The following is a 16,154-nucleotide window of genomic DNA, read 5'->3' on the forward strand; positions in this document are numbered from 1 at the left end:
CCGCCTTCTGCCTTGCGGGGATGCAACCCGTGGAATGGACGGTGCCTGGGCACCGGAACGATTCACATGGGTCAATCATTGAAGCAAGTGGCAGGACGCGGAGTCCGATGGAAATGGGTATGCTCGATCCCGGCCGATTTCTGGTGTCGTGCTCGCATTGCGATGCCTGGCCGATGGCAGCCAACGTGAAGCGGTCGAGCTGGACGGCGTCTCCGCACGAGGTCCGCTTCGTCTGCACGCGCTGCCGGCGCGAGGAGACCGCGATCGTCTCGGCTTCCGGCGAATTGACCCCGATCAAGCGCGTCGATGTTCCGCCCCGCGATGTCGCTGTCGCCTGGGCCCAGGCGCAACGTGTGCGCGGGCGGACCTGAGCGGCCGGCACCCAACGGTCGATTGACTCCCGGGGCGAACGGCTCGTAAATGATCGGCGACGGTTCTCCTCATGGAGATCAAAAGGGAATGTGGTGCGGGATTGTCCCAACGCCGGGATTGTCTCAACGCCACGGCTGCCCCCGCAACTGTAAGCGGTGAATCTTTCGTCTCATGCCACTGGGAAACTCGGTCCTGGGAAGGCGACGCAAGGTCACGACCCGCGAGCCAGGAGACCTGCCGTCAGCCGTGGTCACACGCGAAGATGTCGGTCGGGGAGTACAGACATTGGCTTCACCGGAGCAATCCATCGCTCTGCCGTGAAATCTCGTTCGCTGTGACGTGCCACTGACGTCATACCGAGGTTACCATTGTGTCCCGTCTTGTCCCTGCTGCCAGGCGCCTCAGCGTCGGCCTGCTCGCATCCGTTTCCTTCCCTTCGCTCGATCTGTCCTCCGCCTTCGCCCAGCAGGCGCTTGCCGAGCAATTGCCGCCGATCGAGGTGACCAGGCCCGACGATCAGAACCGCACGCGCGCCAGGGCGATCGGTGACGGCGAGGCGGCTCGGCAGGGGGTGAGGACGAATGTCGCGCCGGCAGGCAATGGCGCCGGCTCATCCGGCTCCGGCGGCGAGGCTGCCGCCGGCACCGGCGGCATCGTCGGGGCCGCCACGACCGTCATCACGGCCGCGGATATCGCGCATGCGCCATCGCAGACGCTTGCCGAGATCATCGCGACGCAGACGCCGGGGGCCCAGATCACGACGTTCTATGGCGGCCAGATCGGCGCCAAGACCAGCGTGGACCTGCGTGGCTTCGGCGCCTTTGCTACTGCCAACACGCTGGTGCTGGTCAACGGCCGGCGGCTGAACGACGTCGACATGGCGCAGGTGGACCTCTCCACCATCCCGCTCAATTCCATCGAGCGCATCGAGGTGACGCGCGGCAATTCCGGCGCGGTGCTCTATGGCGACAACGCGGTCGGCGGTGTGATCAACATCGTCACCAAAAATGGTGTCGGCGGACCGCCCGTGACCGCGCGCATCGAGGCCGGCTTCGGCTCATTCAACACCAGACTCGGCAACGTTTCGACCTCGCTCAATGCCGGTCCGTGGTCGACCTCGTTCTATGGCAACACGGTCAGGACCGATGGTTATCGCGACAACAATCGTTATTCGCAGCAGAACGGCGTCGGCAATCTCAACTACACCACGCCGGGCCTGACGGCCTTTCTCACCGTCACCGGCGACAATCAGGAGCTGCGGCTGCCGGGCGGCCGCACCGTCGATCCCTCGATCGGCCTCGACGAGCTCAGGGCCAACCGGCGAGGGACCAGCACGCCCTTCAACTACGCCAACCAGCAGGGTTTTGGTGCGACCGCGGGCTTCACCAAGACCCTGGTCAACGGCGTCGATCTCATCGTCGATGGCGGCGTGCGCGACAAGAAGCAGCAGAGTGCGTTCTTCTCCACCCCGACGCCGGTTCCGGCCTTCTTCACGTCGACCTATGTCGGTTCCCACCTGACGACATGGTCGATCACGCCGCGGCTCAGCGTGAAGAGCCTGCTGCTCGGCATGCCGTCGCAACTCCTGACCGGCATCGACTATTACGACGCGAGCTTTGAGCAGAACCGCGGCGCCGGGCAGGGGCTCGCCCCCTGGCACAATTACGACCTCCGGCAGGAGACGGTTGCGGGTTATTTCCAGCACACATTGGGGATAGCGCCCACGACCGACATCTCCTACGGCGCGCGGGTGCAGAACGTCAGTCTTGCGGCACGCGACAATTTCGACCCGGCCGCGCCGTTCAACGCCGACATCGGGGCGCTGCCGCTGACGAGCAACGAGACCCAATACGCGCTGCATCTCGGGGCCGAGCATCGCCTCAACGACCAGGTTTCGCTGTTCGGCCGCGGCGCGCGCGCGTTCCGCACGCCTGATGTCGACGAGCGCCTGTCCTCTGGGCCTTCCTTCGATCCCTTGACCTTCGCTGCGATCCCGCAAACGTTCCAGCTCAAGACCCAGACCTCGCAGGACATCGAGGGCGGTGTGCGGATCAAGGGAGGCGGGCTGCAGCTGCAAAGCAGTCTCTATCTGATGGATCTCACCAACGAGGTCCATTTCAACCCGGTCCTGTTTTACAACACCAATCTTGATCCGACCCGGCGCTACGGCTCGGAGACCAGCCTGTCCTATCGCGTCAACGACGCTGTGCTGTTGCGCTCCGGAATCGCCTACACCCGCGCCGTCTTCCGCGAAGGCATCTGGGCCGGCAACGACGTGCCGCTGGTGTCGCGCTACACGGCGAGTGCGGGTGTCACCTGGAACATCTGGCAGGACTATCTGGTGCTCGACGCCACCGCGCGCTTCTGGAGCGAGAGGCGCATGGACAACGACCAGGCGGGCACGCAGAAGCCGATCCCCGCCAACGGCACCATCGACCTCAAGCTCAGCGGCCGGTATGAGCGCTACTTCTGGTCTCTCAGCGTCAACAATGTGCTGAATGCCCTCTACTACGACTATGCGATCGCGAGCACCTTCACGGACGGCCGCTTCAGCGCCTATCCGTTGCCTGGCCGCACCTATCTGCTCAAGGCCGGCGCAACGTTCTGATTTTCGCCAGGGCTGTCACACGCCCGCAAATGGACCAGCATCCGAAAGAGAAGGAGATACAACCATGGCCCTCAGCATCCTGCCGTCTCACGGCGACCGCTTCCGGCTTCACCCGGTCGCGCCGCGCCTTGCGCCGATGTTCTGCTTCGTGCTGCTGACGGCCTCGTGCGCGCTCGCAAGCTTTGCGTTCGCCTGTGCCACGCCGTTTGCGGCCTTCGCCGTCGTTGCCGCGGCGATGCTGCCGCAGCGGCCGGCGCTGCTCGTCGTCACCGGGACCTGGCTCGTCAACCAGACCATCGGTTTCGGCGTGCTGCATTATCCCGTTGACGCCGGCACGATCGCCTGGGGCTTTGCCATCGGCGCTGCTGCGCTTCTGGCGACCGCGGCAGCTTCGGCGGTGCTCGGCCTGCTGCCGCAGGGCCGCACGCCGCTGGCGCTGGCGATCACGCTCGTCGCCGCCTACGCCGTCTATGAGCTCGCGCTGCTCGCCGCGACGCCGTTGCTGGGCGGCGAGGGCGCCTTCACCGCCGCCATCGTGACGCGCATCGCTCTGACCTGCGCCGTCTGGCTCGCCGGCCTCGTCGCCGTCTGCGAGATCGTCCGTCTGGTCGACCCGGCCGGACGCAAGCGAGCGATGTCGGCCTGAGCGGCCGCTCGTGGCCGTACCCGGATTACGCTGGCGCTCCATCCGGGCTACGGGACCGCGCCTGTGTCGCCCTCTGTCAATCCACGCGCACAAAAATATTCCGCTTTGCCGAAATTCGGTTTTGGCGTATGTGTCGTCCATCCGGCTCACCAAGAGGGGCGATCATGTGTCGTCACGCATCGCGAGCCGGGCTTGCGGTGGACGCGGCAGCGTCGGCACGAGAGGCGCGGGCAGGGCGGGTAGTCCCTGTGAGCCCGAGGCTTCGTGCAGACGACGACGCTGTTCAGTTCGTCTCGCCACATTCTTTCGGCAACGTCGACAAGGCCGGGAGATAATGTGGTGACCAGCGAACGCGCGTACGGCAAAACCGTGTGGTCCTGGCCGTCGTTGCTACGGTCAAGTCTTGCGAAGGTGCGAGCGAGCCCAACCGGGCAGACTGCATCATCCAATTCGCGGGGCGAGGGAGGCCAGAAGGAATGGTCGGCTCCCGGGAGATCACGGCATAAGCCGTCCAGCCACTGCGCAGGGAAGGCCGAGTGATCGGCACCACCTGTATGCTGCTGTGCGGTTCTTTCTGCGTGTGCATTTCGCGCAGCGGACCGCGGGTGCGAGCCAGCACCCGGCCTTCCCTGCGCCCTCTTGGATTGGAGGGTAGCGAGACCAAGCAAAGCTCGGGCGAAATCCGCCGCGAGGACGCGAAGGCGTGTCTACGATTTAAATGTCGGAGGAGGAGTACCGCCACCTCATACTCCGTCATTGATACTCCGTCATTGCGAGGAGCTCGCGACAAAATTGCGCAGCAATTTTGCGCTGATGCGACGAAGCAATCCAGAATCTCTCGGCGGAAAGACTCTGGATTGCTTCGCTCCGCTCGCAATGACGAGGAGGAGAGAGCCTGCGTCAAACTCTCGTCTCGTGCCCCGGACGCAGCGCAGCGCCCCGGCGATGCGCTGCAGAGCCGGGGCCCATGTTTCCGCGAGCGCAATCTGTGGTTTCTGGGTCCCGGCTCTGCGCCGCAACGCTTCGCGCGTTGCGACTTGTCCGGGACATGGGAGGGAGTAGCCAACGAGCGGAGGGGGCACCGACTCAGTTGCGCACGCCTGGTTGCCGAGGAGGAGTTGGGCGCAGTGTGCGTACCACAAAATCTGAAGTTGTGGATCGTCATCTTCCTGAGGGTATTGCAGTAATCCAACCCGTGTCTTCCCGGTAACGATTGTTGTGTCTCCGCAACACTCATCCCGGATTTAACCCTCATCACCGGCGGTTCGCATCGTCGCCGCTTTTTGGCCACACCCGAACATGAATAAAATCGCTCTAATGTTTTAAGGGCAGCGGCGGTCTTCGAAGGGCCACGAGAAAATCCCAAGGTCGATTCAAATCTTGGCTCTGATTTTTCGGGTCTGAAAGGGTTGACCGGGGAAACTGGTTTGCGATGGACGCGAAGAGCAACATCAAGCAGAGGCTGCCGAGCCGTCACGTGACGGAAGGCCCTACACGCGCGCCCCATCGGTCCTACTTCTACGCCATGGGTCTGACCACCGCGCAGATCCACCAGCCCTTCGTCGGCGTCGCCTCCTGCTGGAACGAGGCCGCTCCCTGCAACATCGCGTTGATGCGCCAGGCGCAGGCGGTGAAGAAGGGCGTGGCGTCAGCCGGCGGCACCCCGCGTGAGTTCTGCACCATCACCGTCACCGACGGCATCGCCATGGGGCATGACGGCATGCGCTCCTCGCTGCCGTCGCGCGACTGCATCGCCGATTCGGTCGAGCTGACTGTCCGCGGCCATGCCTATGACGCCCTGGTCGGGCTCGCCGGCTGCGACAAGTCGCTGCCGGGCATGATGATGGCCATGGTCCGCCTCAACGTGCCCTCGATCTTCATCTATGGCGGCTCGATCCTGCCCGGCACGTTCCGCGGGCAGCAGGTCACCGTGCAGGACATGTTCGAGGCCGTCGGCAAGCACTCCGTCGGCGCCATGTCGGACGAAGACCTCGACGAGATCGAGCGCGTGGCGTGCCCCTCGGCGGGCGCCTGCGGTGCGCAGTTCACCGCCAACACCATGGCGACCGTGTCCGAGGCGATCGGCCTCGCACTGCCTTACTCGGCCGGTGCCCCGGCGCCCTATGAAATCCGCGATGCCTTCTGCATGACCGCGGGCGAGCAGGTGATGGACCTGATCGCCCAAAACATCCGGCCGCGCGACATCGTCACCCGCAAGGCGCTGGAGAATGCCGCCGCCGTGGTCGCCGCCTCCGGCGGCTCGACCAATGCTGCGCTGCACCTACCGGCGATCGCGCATGAGTGCGGCATCAAGTTCGACCTGTTCGATGTTGCCGAAATCTTCAAAAAGACACCATATGTCGCGGATTTGAAGCCGGGTGGCCGTTATGTCGCCAAAGACATGTTTGAAGTAGGTGGCATACCGCTTCTGATGAAGACGCTGCTCGACAACGGCTTCCTGCACGGTGATTGCCTTACCGTCACGGGCCGCACGATCGCCGAAAACCTCAAGAGCGTGAAATGGAATCCGCACCAGGATGTGGTGCACCCGGCAGACAAGCCCATCACCGTCACTGGCGGTGTGGTCGGTCTGAAGGGCAATCTGGCGCCAGAAGGTGCGATCGTGAAAGTCGCGGGAATGTCCAACCTCAGGTTTACCGGTCCGGCCAGGTGCTTCGACCGTGAGGAGGATGCTTTCGAGGCGGTCCAGAAGCGCACCTACCGCGAAGGCGAAGTCATCGTGATCCGCTACGAGGGGCCCAAGGGCGGCCCCGGCATGCGGGAAATGCTCCAGACCACTGCGGCGCTGACCGGCCAGGGCATGGGCGGCAAGATCGCGCTCATCACCGACGGCCGCTTCTCCGGCGCCACCCGCGGCTTCTGCATCGGCCATGTCGGGCCGGAAGCGGCCATTGGCGGCCCGATCGGGCTGCTCGAGGACGGCGACATTATCGAGATCGACGCGGTCGCCGGTACCCTTAACGTAAAATTGAGCGACGCCGAGCTCGCCCAGCGCAAGACCAAATGGAGCGCTCGCGCGACTAACCACACGTCGGGTGCGCTCTGGAAATATGCCCAACAGGTTGGACCAGCGGTCGGGGGGGCAGTGACCCATCCGGGCGGCGCGCACGAGAAACAGTGCTATGCGGACATCTAGGCGTGCCATAGTTGCGTTTGTGTTGGGGGTCGGTGCGCTGGCCGCGCCGGCGCTTGCCTTCGACGGCGCGCCGGTCAACCCGAAGGACGCGACCATCCCGGTCGTGACCGCCTTGCCGGGGACCGCGGCGACCGCACGCGGCAAGGTCGCGCCGGCGGCTGTGCCTCAGGAGACCTCGCTTAGTGCGCTGCAATATGCCGCCGAGGGTGGTCACCCCATCGCGCAGTGGAAGCTCGGCCGCATGTACGCCAATGGCGACGGCGTCGCCCAGGACGATCTGCGTGCCTTCGAATATTTCAGCCGGATCGCCAATGCGCATGCCGAGGACAGCCCGTCGGCGCCGCAGGCGCAGATCGTGGCCAACGCCTTCGTCGCGCTCGGCCGCTACTATCTGAGCGGTATCCCGAACTCGAAGGTCAAGTCGGATCCGGAGCGGGCGCGGGAGATGTTCTCCTATGCGGCGTCCTATTTCGGCAATGCCGACGCGCAATACGATCTCGCCCGGCTCTACCTGAAGACGCCGGACGCCTCGCGCGAGGATTTCCGCTACGGCGCGCGCTGGCTCGGCCTTGCCGCGCAGAAGGGCCAGCACGAGGCGCAGGCGCTGCTCGGCCAGATGCTGTTCAACGGCGACCGCCTGCCGCGGCAGGCCGCGCGCGGCCTGATGTGGCTGACGCTGGCGCGCGACAGCGCCGGTACCGACGAGACCTGGATCAAGGAAAGCTACAGCCGCGCCTTCGCCAAGGCCTCCGACGACGACCGCGCCATGTGCCTGCAAATGCTGGAACAGTGGGTGCAGGGCGGCCGCCGGGAGTAGCTCGGCAACGTCGGGGCCGGTAGGTGGGCAAAGCGCAGCGTGCCCACCATCTCTGCGGACGTTACGCCGCCTCCAGATCCAGATCCGCCCACACCGGCACGTGGTCCGACGGCTTCTCCCAGCCGCGCACATAGCTGTCGATCCCGACATTGGCGAGCCGGTCGCTGGCCTGTGGCGACAGCAGCAGATGGTCGATCCGCAGGCCCTGGTTCTTCTGCCAGGCCCCGGCCTGGTAGTCCCAGAAGGTGTACAGCCCGGGCTCATCGGTGACGGCCCGCAAGGCGTCGGTCAGGCCGAGGCCGAGCAGGGACTGAAAGCTCTCCCGCGTCTCCGGCTTGAACAGGGCGTCCTCGGTCCAGGCGGCGGGGTTATGGACGTCGCGGGCGTGCGGGATGACGTTGAAGTCGCCGGCGAGGATCAGCGGCTCCTCGGTCTTCAGGCGTTCCTTTGAATACTCAAGAAGCCGGGACATCCACTTGAGCTTGTAGGGATATTTCTCGGTCCCGACCGGATTGCCATTGGGCAGATAAAGGCAGGCGATGCGCAGCACGCCAGACTTCAGCGTCACCACGCCCTCGAGGAAGCGGGCGTGGGCGTCCTCGTCGTCACCGGCAAGGCCCGACTTGGTCTCGTCGAACCGGAGCTTGGAGAGCAGCGCGACGCCGTTGAATGTCTTCTGCCCGTGCGTGACCACGTTGTAGCCGAGCGCCTCGATCTCAAGCCGCGGAAAGGCCTCGTCGACGCATTTGATCTCCTGGAGGCAGACGATGTCCGGCTGGCACTCCCTCAGCCAGCTCAGCAGGAGGTCGATCCGCTGCCGGACCGAGTTCACGTTCCAGGTGGCTACTCTGATGGTCATGTCGGCGGGCTCCGGGCAGGGGCCATGGTTAGAACAAACTGCAAACGCGCCCGTCAAGGACGCCGCAAAATCTCCCACAAAATTAACCCGGCTTAAGCAGCCAGCAGGCCATTGATCGTCAAAAGGTTCCTCGCATGGGATGGCCGGACAAGACGATGAAGCGAACCGAGCCGCGTGACGGCCTGATCGGCGCGTTCCTGTACTGGCTCGGCGGCTTCGAGATCGAGGACGGCCTGACCGCCGATCTCAGCGAGCGCGAGATCCGCCGCATCCGCGCCAAGCAGATCGACGCCGTGACGCGGCTGATTCCCGTGACGATGGCGGTGACGATGCTGAACGTCGGCATCGTGCTGATCCTGTTCTGGGGCCGGGGCTGGAACGACTTCCTCGCGATCTGGGGCCTGACGCTCGCCACCACCGCCTCGCTCGCGGTGCGCGCCTGGCGGCGGTCGTATCAGAACCCGCCGCAGGAGGCCTCGCCCCGCGCCGCGCGGCAGATGCTGCGGCAGGCGGTCTTCCTCGCCGCGGCCTGGGGCGCGCTGCCGCTCGCTCTGTTCAGCCGCATCGAGCCGACCAGCCAGCTGATCCTGGCCTGCCTGATGGTCGGCATGATGTCGGGCGGCGCCTTCATGCTCTCGACCTTCCCGCGCGCCGGCCTCGTCTATCTCGCCACCATGACGGTCGCCTGCGCCGGCGCGCTGCTGCTTTGCGGCGCCGGGCCGTATCTGGTGACGGCGGTGTTCCTGCTGCTGTTCGCTTTTTTCATGGCGCGCAACATCGTCTCGCAAGGCAATCTGTTCCTCGGCAATCTCAAGGCCCAGCTCGAGCTCGAACGCCAGACGGAGATCATCTCGCTGCTGCTGAAGGACTTCCAGGAGAACGCCAGCGACTGGCTGTGGCAGACCGATGCTGAAGGGCATCTGGTCGACGTGCCCGAGCGCTTCGCGGACGTCGCTCAGCTGCCGCTTCCGCTGCTGAAGGGATCGCATTTCGCCGACGTGCTCGACATGCTGTGTCCAGAGGACAAGAGCGCGGCCTACAACGTCGTCGGCCTGATGGAGCAGAACGAGCCGCTGCACGAGATGAACCTCAAGGTCGTCGCCGGCGGCGAGGCGCGGCTGTGGTCGCTGACGGCCAAGCCGGCCTATGACCGCGAGGGACAATTTTTGGGCTATCGCGGCTTCGGCCGCGACGTGACCGAGCGCTGGCGCGCGGAAAAGGCCGAGGCCGAGAGTCGTGCCAAGTCGGACTTCCTCGCCGTGATGAGCCACGAGATCCGCACGCCCATGAACGGCGTGCTCGGGCTTGCCAGCATGCTGCTCGAGACCAAGCTCGATCCGGAGCAGCGCGAGGCCGTGACCACGATCCGCGAGTCCGGCGACAATCTCCAGCGCATCCTCAACGACATCCTCGATCTGTCCAAGCTCGAGGCCGGACGCTTCACCTTCGAAGTGATCGATTTCGCCCCGCAGGCGCTGGTGGAGGCGGTCGCGACCGTGGTCCGCGCGAGCGCCAAGGGCAAGGGACTGACGGTCAAGCTGGAACTCGACCCGAACCTGCCGCCGACGCTGCGCGGCGACGTCGCGCGCATCCGCCAGGTGCTGCTCAACCTCGCGTCCAACGCGGTGAAGTTCACCGATGAAGGCGAGGTGACGATCTCTGCGACCTGCCAGGCGCGCCGCGACTTGCTGGCGACCGTCGAATGGACGGTGACCGACAGCGGCATCGGCATCGCCCCGGAAAAGCTCGGCCAGCTCTTCAGCGATTTCGCGCAGGCCGACGCCTCGATCAGCCGCCGCTTCGGCGGCACCGGGCTCGGGCTTGCGATCTCACGGCGCATCATCGAGCAGATGGGCGGCACCATCGGCGTTACCTCGACGCCGGGGCAGGGATCGACCTTCCGTTTCACGCTGGTGCTGCCCTGGAGCCAGGCGCAGGCCTCCGAGCAGGCTGCCGGCCACGACGAGGCCGACGAGCTCAAGGCCCGGATCGCCGGCCTCGATCGGCCGCTGAAGGTGCTGGTCGCGGAGGACGATGCGGTCAACCGCATGGTAGTGAGCAAGATGTTGGGGGCGTTCGACGTCGAGCTGCGCGTCGTCACCGACGGCACTGAAGCCGTAGCGGCGGCATCCGAAGGCCATTACGACGTGGTGCTGATGGACGTGCGCATGCCCGACATGGACGGGCTCGCCGCCACCCGCGCGATCCGCGCGCAAGGCGGCCGCTACGAAGCCTTGCCGATCGTCGCGCTGACCGCCAACGCCTTCCCCGAGGACGTCAGGATCTGCCGCGAGGCGGGCATGTCGGACTTCCTCGCCAAGCCGCTGCACAAGCCGGCGCTGGTCGCGGCCCTGCTACGTGCGCTCGACGGCCACGTGATGTCGGAGGACGCGCCGCTGCAGCCGGAGCTGATGCCGGCCGAAATGGAATGGACGGATGAGGAGAAGCAGATAACCGGCGTTTAGCCGGTCAGATCGAGAAGCTGGTGCCGCAGCCGCAGGAGGCGGTCGCGTTCGGATTGTTGACGCGGAACGAGGCGCCGATCAGGTCGTCGACGAAATCGACCTGCGAGCCCGCCAGGAACGGCTGCGAGGCGGAATCGACCAACACCACGGCGTTCTCCTGCTCGATCACGAGATCGTCGTCGGTCCGCGCACGGTCGATGTCGAATTTGTACTGGAAACCCGAGCAGCCGCCGCCCTCGACCGAGATGCGCAGCATCGCGCCGGTCCCTTCGCCCTTGAGGATCTCCCCAATCCGGCGTGCGGCGCGGTCACTGATGGTCACGTCGGTCGTCATGGCTCGTCTCCGATAGTCCCGCGGTCATACCAGGTTCACTTGGCCAATTCATTTGGTATCCCGCGTCCGGCATAGTTAAGTGCAAGGATACGCAGAATCAAATGGATAGGGACTAAATTCGTCGTGTCCGTCGGAATGGCTGCCCCCCATGCGCCCTATGCCTGCGATCCCGACCGCAGCCGCGGCCGGCTGGTCACGGAGCCGCCGAGCCGGACCCGCAGCCCGTTCCGGCGGGATTGCGACCGGGTGATCCACTCCACCGCGTTCCGCCGCCTGAAGTACAAGACCCAAGTGTTCGTGTTCCACGAGGGCGACCACTACCGCACAAGGCTGACCCATTCGCTGGAGGTGGCGCAGATCGCCCGTGCGCTGGCCCGGCAGCTCGGGCTGGACGAGGACCTCACCGAAACCCTGGCGCTGGCCCACGATCTCGGTCATCCCCCGTTCGGCCATGCCGGCGAGCGGGCGCTGGACGCCTGCCTGAAGGATTTTGGCGGTTTCGACCACAACGCCCAGACGCTCCGCGTCGTCGCGTCGCTGGAGCATCGCTATCCCGAGTTCGACGGGCTCAATCTGACCTGGGAGTCGCTGGAGGGCATCGTCAAGCATAACGGTCCGCTGACCGACCGCAGCGGCGCGCCGGTGGGGCGCTATCGCGAGTACGGCATTCCCGTCGGCATCGCCGACTACATCAAGACCTACGACCTCGAATTGTGGAGCTTCGCCTCACTGGAAGCGCAGGTCGCCGCCATCGCCGACGACATCGCCTATGACGCCCACGACATCGACGATGGCCTGCGTGCCGGCCTGTTCCATCTCGACGATCTCAAGGTGATGCCGCTCACGGCTGAGATCATCGCCGAGACCTCGGCGCACTATCCCGACCTCGAAGACCTCAGGCGCGGTGCCGAGCTGGTGCGCGAGCTGATCTCGCACCTGATCGGTGCGGTGTTCGCGCAGGCGCAGAAGAACCTCGCCGCGGTGAAGCCCCAATCAGCCCAGGATGTCCGCCAGCAGAGCCGGGCGCTGATCGCATTTCCGGCCGAGGTCGCCGAGGAAGAGGCCGCCATCAAGACCTTCCTCTACCAGCACATGTACCGTCACAAGCGGGTGATGCGGGTGATGGGGGAGGCGGAACAGATCCTGTTCGACCTGTTCGCGAAATACCTGAAATCCCCGGGCGACCTGCCGCCGGAATGGCTCTCGGGGGCGGAGGCCGACAATGAGGGTGACCGGGCCCGCCGGATCGGTAATTTCATTGCCGGAATGACCGACCGTTTCGCCCTGACCGAGCACCAGCGGCTTTTTGACTCGACCCCGGATTTGCGTTAGGCGGCGGCCATGCCCGACACATCCTCAGCACTGCATTTGTTCGCCGACGTGCTTGCACGCGTGCACGCCGCCTGCCGTACGCTGGCCGTGGAAGCCAACTGGCCCGAGGGCATCGATTTCTCGCGCGTGGTGGTCGAGCCGCCGCGTGATCCCTCCCATGGCGACATGGCGACCAACGCCGCGATGGTGCTGGCGAAAGAGGCAAAGGCCAAGCCGCGCGACCTCGCCGAGCAGATCGCCGAGCGGCTCCGTGCCGACGAGCTGATCGCCAAGGTCGACGTCGCCGGCCCGGGCTTCATCAACCTGACCCTCAAGCCCGCCGCCTGGGCCGAAGCGCTGCGGACCGTGCTGCGTGAAGCCGCCGATTACGGCCGCGTCCGCGGCGGCTACAAGGTCAATGTCGAATATGTCTCGGCGAACCCGACCGGGCCGATGCATGTCGGCCATTGCCGCGGCGCCGTGTTCGGCGACGCGCTGGCGAGCCTGCTTCAATTCGCAGGCCACGACGTCACGCGCGAATATTACATCAACGACGCCGGCGCCCAGGTCGACGTGCTCGCGCGCTCCGCGTTCCTGCGGTATCGCGAGGCGCTCGGCGAGGACATCGGTGCGATCCCGGAAGGCCTCTATCCCGGAGACTACCTGAAGCCGGTCGGGCAGGCGCTTGCGAAGGAGCACAGCGACAAGCTCCTCGCGATGAGCGAGGCCGAGTGGCTGCCGACGGTGCGCGCCAAGGCGATCGCGATGATGATGGACGAGATCAAGGACGATCTCGCCGCGCTCAACATCCGCCACGATGTGTTCTTCTCCGAGCGCTCGCTGATCGAGACCGGCAACAACAAGGTCGCCGAGACCATCGATTTCCTGAAGGCCAAGGGCGACATCTACGAGGGCCGCCTGCCGCCGCCGAAGGGCGCGCCGGTCGAGGACTGGGAAGACCGCGAGCAGCTGCTGTTCAAGGCGACCGCTTACGGCGACGATGTCGATCGTCCGCTGATCAAGTCGGATAATTCCTACACCTACTTCGCCTCCGACATCGCCTACCACAAGAACAAGTTCGACCGTGGTTTCGCCGAGATGATCGACGTCTGGGGCGCCGACCATGGCGGCTATATCAAGCGCATGCAGGCGGCGGTGAAGGCGACGACGTCAGGCAAGGGCTCGCTCGACGTCAAGATCGTCCAGCTCGTGAAGCTGCTGCGCAATGGCGAGCCGGTGAAAATGTCCAAGCGGAGCGGGGACTTCGTCACCTTGCGTGAGGTGGTGGATGAGGTCGGCCAGGACGCCGTCCGCTTCATGATGCTTTACCGGAAGAACGACGCGGTGCTCGACTTCGACCTCGCCAAGGTCATGGAACAGTCGCGCGACAACCCGGTGTTCTATGTCCAGTACGGCCACGCCCGCGGCCATTCGATCTTCCGCAACGCGCGCGCGGAGGTGTTCCCGGAACTCCCGGAGGATGCCGGCGAGCGCATTGCCTGGCTCGCTGAGTCGGCGGTGGAACGGCTGTCAGACCCCGTCGAGCTCGACCTGCTCAAGCGTCTGGCAATATTTCCGCGCATGCTGGAAGCCGCGGCAAGCGCCCACGAGCCGCACCGAATTGCCTTTTATCTCTATGATTTAGCCAGCGAATTTCATGCACTTTGGACGAAGGGGCGCGATTTGCCCTATTTACGCTTCATTATCAATAATGATGCAGAGCTTACAAAGGCGCGACTGGCCATGGTCCAGGGCGTCGTCTCGGTTCTGGCATCGGGCCTCGCCATCCTCGGCGTCCATGCTCCGAACGAGATGCGGTAGTTTGGGGCGAACTACTTAAGGGGAATATCGGGGGTAACCGGCAGAAGCCGGATCGCTTAGACTTGGTTGAAAGCCTTGTGGGTCGAAAGCCGTGCCTTGGTCGAGGGGCGCGCGGCTTTCCCGAAGGGACGCATCATCACGATGGCCGAACGATATCAGGACAGACCGTTTCCCTCCGATGACTATGGTCGCGGCGGCGCCCAGCATGGCAAGGCGGAAAGCGATCCCTTGGCCGAGCTCGCCCGCCTGATCGGACAAACCGATCCATTTGCCGCGCAATCGCGGCCCGGCGCGCATCCGCCGGCAGCCCCTGCGCCCGCGCAGAGCTATCAGGACGACGACTATCGGCAAGAGGATCGGCAAGACGATTATCAGCAGGACTATGCCGAGCAGGCCACGCCAGCGCAGCCCGGGCCGCCCTCATGGATGCGGCGTGCCAATGTTCAGCCGGCGCCAGCTCCCGAACCCGACTATCCCGTGTCCGTGAACCCGGTCCATCCGTTGCACCGCTATTCAGCCCAGCCTGCCGCGCCCGAGCCTGATCTTCATCAGCCGCAGGCTTATCAGGATCACGCCTATCAGGATCACGCCTATCAGGGGCAGGCCTACCAAGGGCAAGCCCACCACGATCAGGCCTACCAGCCGCAGGATCAGGCCTACCAGCAACAAGCCTATCAGGAACCGCATCAGCAGCCCGATCCGGCGCGCTATGACGATGCGCTCTACGGCCGGCTGGAGGCAGGCGAGCAGGACTATCAGCGCGAGCCGGCCTATCCCGACGATCCCTACGCGTATCAGAGCGACTATCCCGATGCGGAGGTCGACGAGCCCAAGAAGCCGCGCGGCGGCATGATGACGGTCGCGGCGATCCTGGCGCTCGCCGTGGTCGGCACCGGCGCTGCCTTCGCCTACAAGACCTATGTCGGCTCGCCCCGCAGCGGCGAGCCGCCGATCATCAAAGCCGACAACACCCCGACCAAGATCGTGCCCGCGCCGACGGATTCCTCGGCCAAGGTGCCGGATCGCATGGTGAGCGGCGATGGCACCGAGAAGATCGTGCCGCGCGAAGAGGCGCCGGTTGACGTCAACGCCAAGGCGGGCGGTCCCCGCGTGGTGTTCCCGCCGCTGAACCAGAATGCGAACCCGCCGTCGGTCGCGAGCGTGTCGCCGTCTGCGGTGCCGCCGCCGAGCACCGGAGCGGCGTCAAGCAACGGCACGATACCGAACAATTCGCCGCGCCCGATCAGGACTGTCGCCGTGAAGGGCGATCAGACCGATAGTGCCACGCCGCAATCGGCCGCTGCCGCCAGGCCAACGGCAGGGCCGAAACCTGTGGCTGCGCCCGTTGCACCGGCCGTGCCGCGCAATCCGCCGACCTCGGCCAATGCCAGCGCCAATCAGCCGATGTCGCTGGCGCCGCAATCGGTCCCGGCGGCCGAACCGCCGCAGCGGATGGCTGCGACCACCCCGACGCAAATCGCGCCCGCCAGCAGCGGCGGTGGCGGCTACATCGTGCAGGTCTCCTCGCAGCAGAGCGAGGATAGCGCCGCCGCGTCGTACCGCGTGCTTCAGAGCAAGTATGGCAGCGTGCTCGGCTCCCGTTCGCCGGTGATCAAGCGCGTCGACCTCTCCGACAAGGGCAAGGGCGTCGTCTACCGCGCCTTCGCTGGGCCCTATGGTTCGGCGGAGGAGGCGACGCACGCCTGCAACAGCCTGAAGTCTGCCGGCTTGTCCGCCTGCTTCGTCCAGAGGAATTAACGGCCG

Annotated in this window: 11 protein-coding genes and 1 riboswitch; of the genes, 9 read left to right on the top strand and 2 right to left on the bottom strand. The window is 65.3% G+C overall.

Annotation, left to right across the window (positions count from 1 at the left end; all coding sequences use genetic code 11):
- Window positions 1-107: 107 nt before the first annotated feature.
- The 5 genes from AABA86_RS19965 to AABA86_RS19985 all read left to right on the top strand — a co-directional run bounded on the left by AABA86_RS19965 (window position 108) and on the right by AABA86_RS19985 (window position 7,600).
- Entirely contained in the window at window positions 108-371 is a 264-nt protein-coding gene (locus AABA86_RS19965; protein ID WP_244611253.1) for a hypothetical protein, read from the top strand.
- Window positions 372-414: 43 nt separating this feature from the next.
- A riboswitch (cobalamin riboswitch) is annotated at window positions 415-628 on the top strand.
- Between the two features lie 114 nt (window positions 629-742).
- Window positions 743-2,980, top strand: coding sequence for a TonB-dependent receptor (locus AABA86_RS19970; protein WP_338308036.1), 2,238 nt, complete (start codon window positions 743-745; stop codon window positions 2,978-2,980).
- Between the two features lie 64 nt (window positions 2,981-3,044).
- Window positions 3,045-3,626 carry a hypothetical protein gene (locus tag AABA86_RS19975; protein ID WP_338308037.1) on the top strand — a complete coding sequence of 194 codons (582 nt, stop codon included), beginning with the start codon at window positions 3,045-3,047 and terminating at the stop codon, window positions 3,624-3,626.
- Window positions 3,627-5,058: 1,432 nt separating this feature from the next.
- Window positions 5,059-6,783, top strand: coding sequence for a dihydroxy-acid dehydratase (gene ilvD, locus AABA86_RS19980; protein ID WP_212249690.1), 1,725 nt, complete (start codon window positions 5,059-5,061; stop codon window positions 6,781-6,783).
- Window positions 6,770-7,600 (top strand): tetratricopeptide repeat protein, encoded by an 831-nt coding sequence (locus AABA86_RS19985; protein ID WP_212249687.1) that lies wholly within the window; start codon window positions 6,770-6,772, stop codon window positions 7,598-7,600. The genes ilvD and AABA86_RS19985 overlap by 14 nt, the downstream gene beginning before the upstream one ends.
- Window positions 7,601-7,661: 61 nt before the next feature.
- On the opposite strand, the gene xth is transcribed toward AABA86_RS19985, so the two are convergent.
- On the bottom strand, window positions 7,662-8,459 hold the full coding sequence (xth, locus tag AABA86_RS19990) for an exodeoxyribonuclease III (protein ID WP_338308038.1): 798 nt from the start codon (window positions 8,457-8,459) through the stop codon (window positions 7,662-7,664).
- Window positions 8,460-8,593: 134 nt separating this feature from the next.
- Here xth and AABA86_RS19995 point away from each other — a divergent pair, with 134 nt between their 5' ends.
- The gene (locus AABA86_RS19995; RefSeq protein ID WP_338308040.1) at window positions 8,594-10,924 is read left to right on the top strand and encodes an ATP-binding protein; all 2,331 of its coding nucleotides are present in this window, start codon (window positions 8,594-8,596) and stop codon (window positions 10,922-10,924) included.
- Window positions 10,925-10,928: 4 nt separating this feature from the next.
- On the opposite strand, the gene erpA is transcribed toward AABA86_RS19995, so the two are convergent.
- A complete protein-coding gene (gene erpA / locus AABA86_RS20000) occupies window positions 10,929-11,258 on the bottom strand; it encodes an iron-sulfur cluster insertion protein ErpA (protein WP_015685900.1) in 330 nt (109 codons plus the stop codon).
- Window positions 11,259-11,381: 123 nt separating this feature from the next.
- Here erpA and AABA86_RS20005 point away from each other — a divergent pair, with 123 nt between their 5' ends.
- The 3 genes from AABA86_RS20005 (at window position 11,382) to AABA86_RS20015 (ending at window position 16,148) form a co-directional block, all read left to right on the top strand.
- Window positions 11,382-12,590: a deoxyguanosinetriphosphate triphosphohydrolase gene (locus tag AABA86_RS20005; RefSeq protein WP_338308042.1), complete on the top strand. Its 1,209-nt coding sequence runs from the start codon at window positions 11,382-11,384 to the stop codon at window positions 12,588-12,590.
- A gap of 9 nt (window positions 12,591-12,599) precedes the next feature.
- Complete coding sequence (gene argS / locus AABA86_RS20010; RefSeq protein WP_338308043.1) at window positions 12,600-14,390, top strand: arginine--tRNA ligase; 1,791 nt, start codon at window positions 12,600-12,602, stop codon at window positions 14,388-14,390.
- A 141-nt stretch (window positions 14,391-14,531) separates the two neighbouring features.
- The gene (locus AABA86_RS20015; RefSeq protein WP_338308044.1) at window positions 14,532-16,148 is read left to right on the top strand and encodes an SPOR domain-containing protein; all 1,617 of its coding nucleotides are present in this window, start codon (window positions 14,532-14,534) and stop codon (window positions 16,146-16,148) included.
- Window positions 16,149-16,154 lie beyond the last annotated feature (6 nt).

This window comes from Bradyrhizobium sp. TM233 (genome assembly GCF_036247965.1).
Lineage (GTDB): Bacteria > Pseudomonadota > Alphaproteobacteria > Rhizobiales > Xanthobacteraceae > Bradyrhizobium > Bradyrhizobium ottawaense.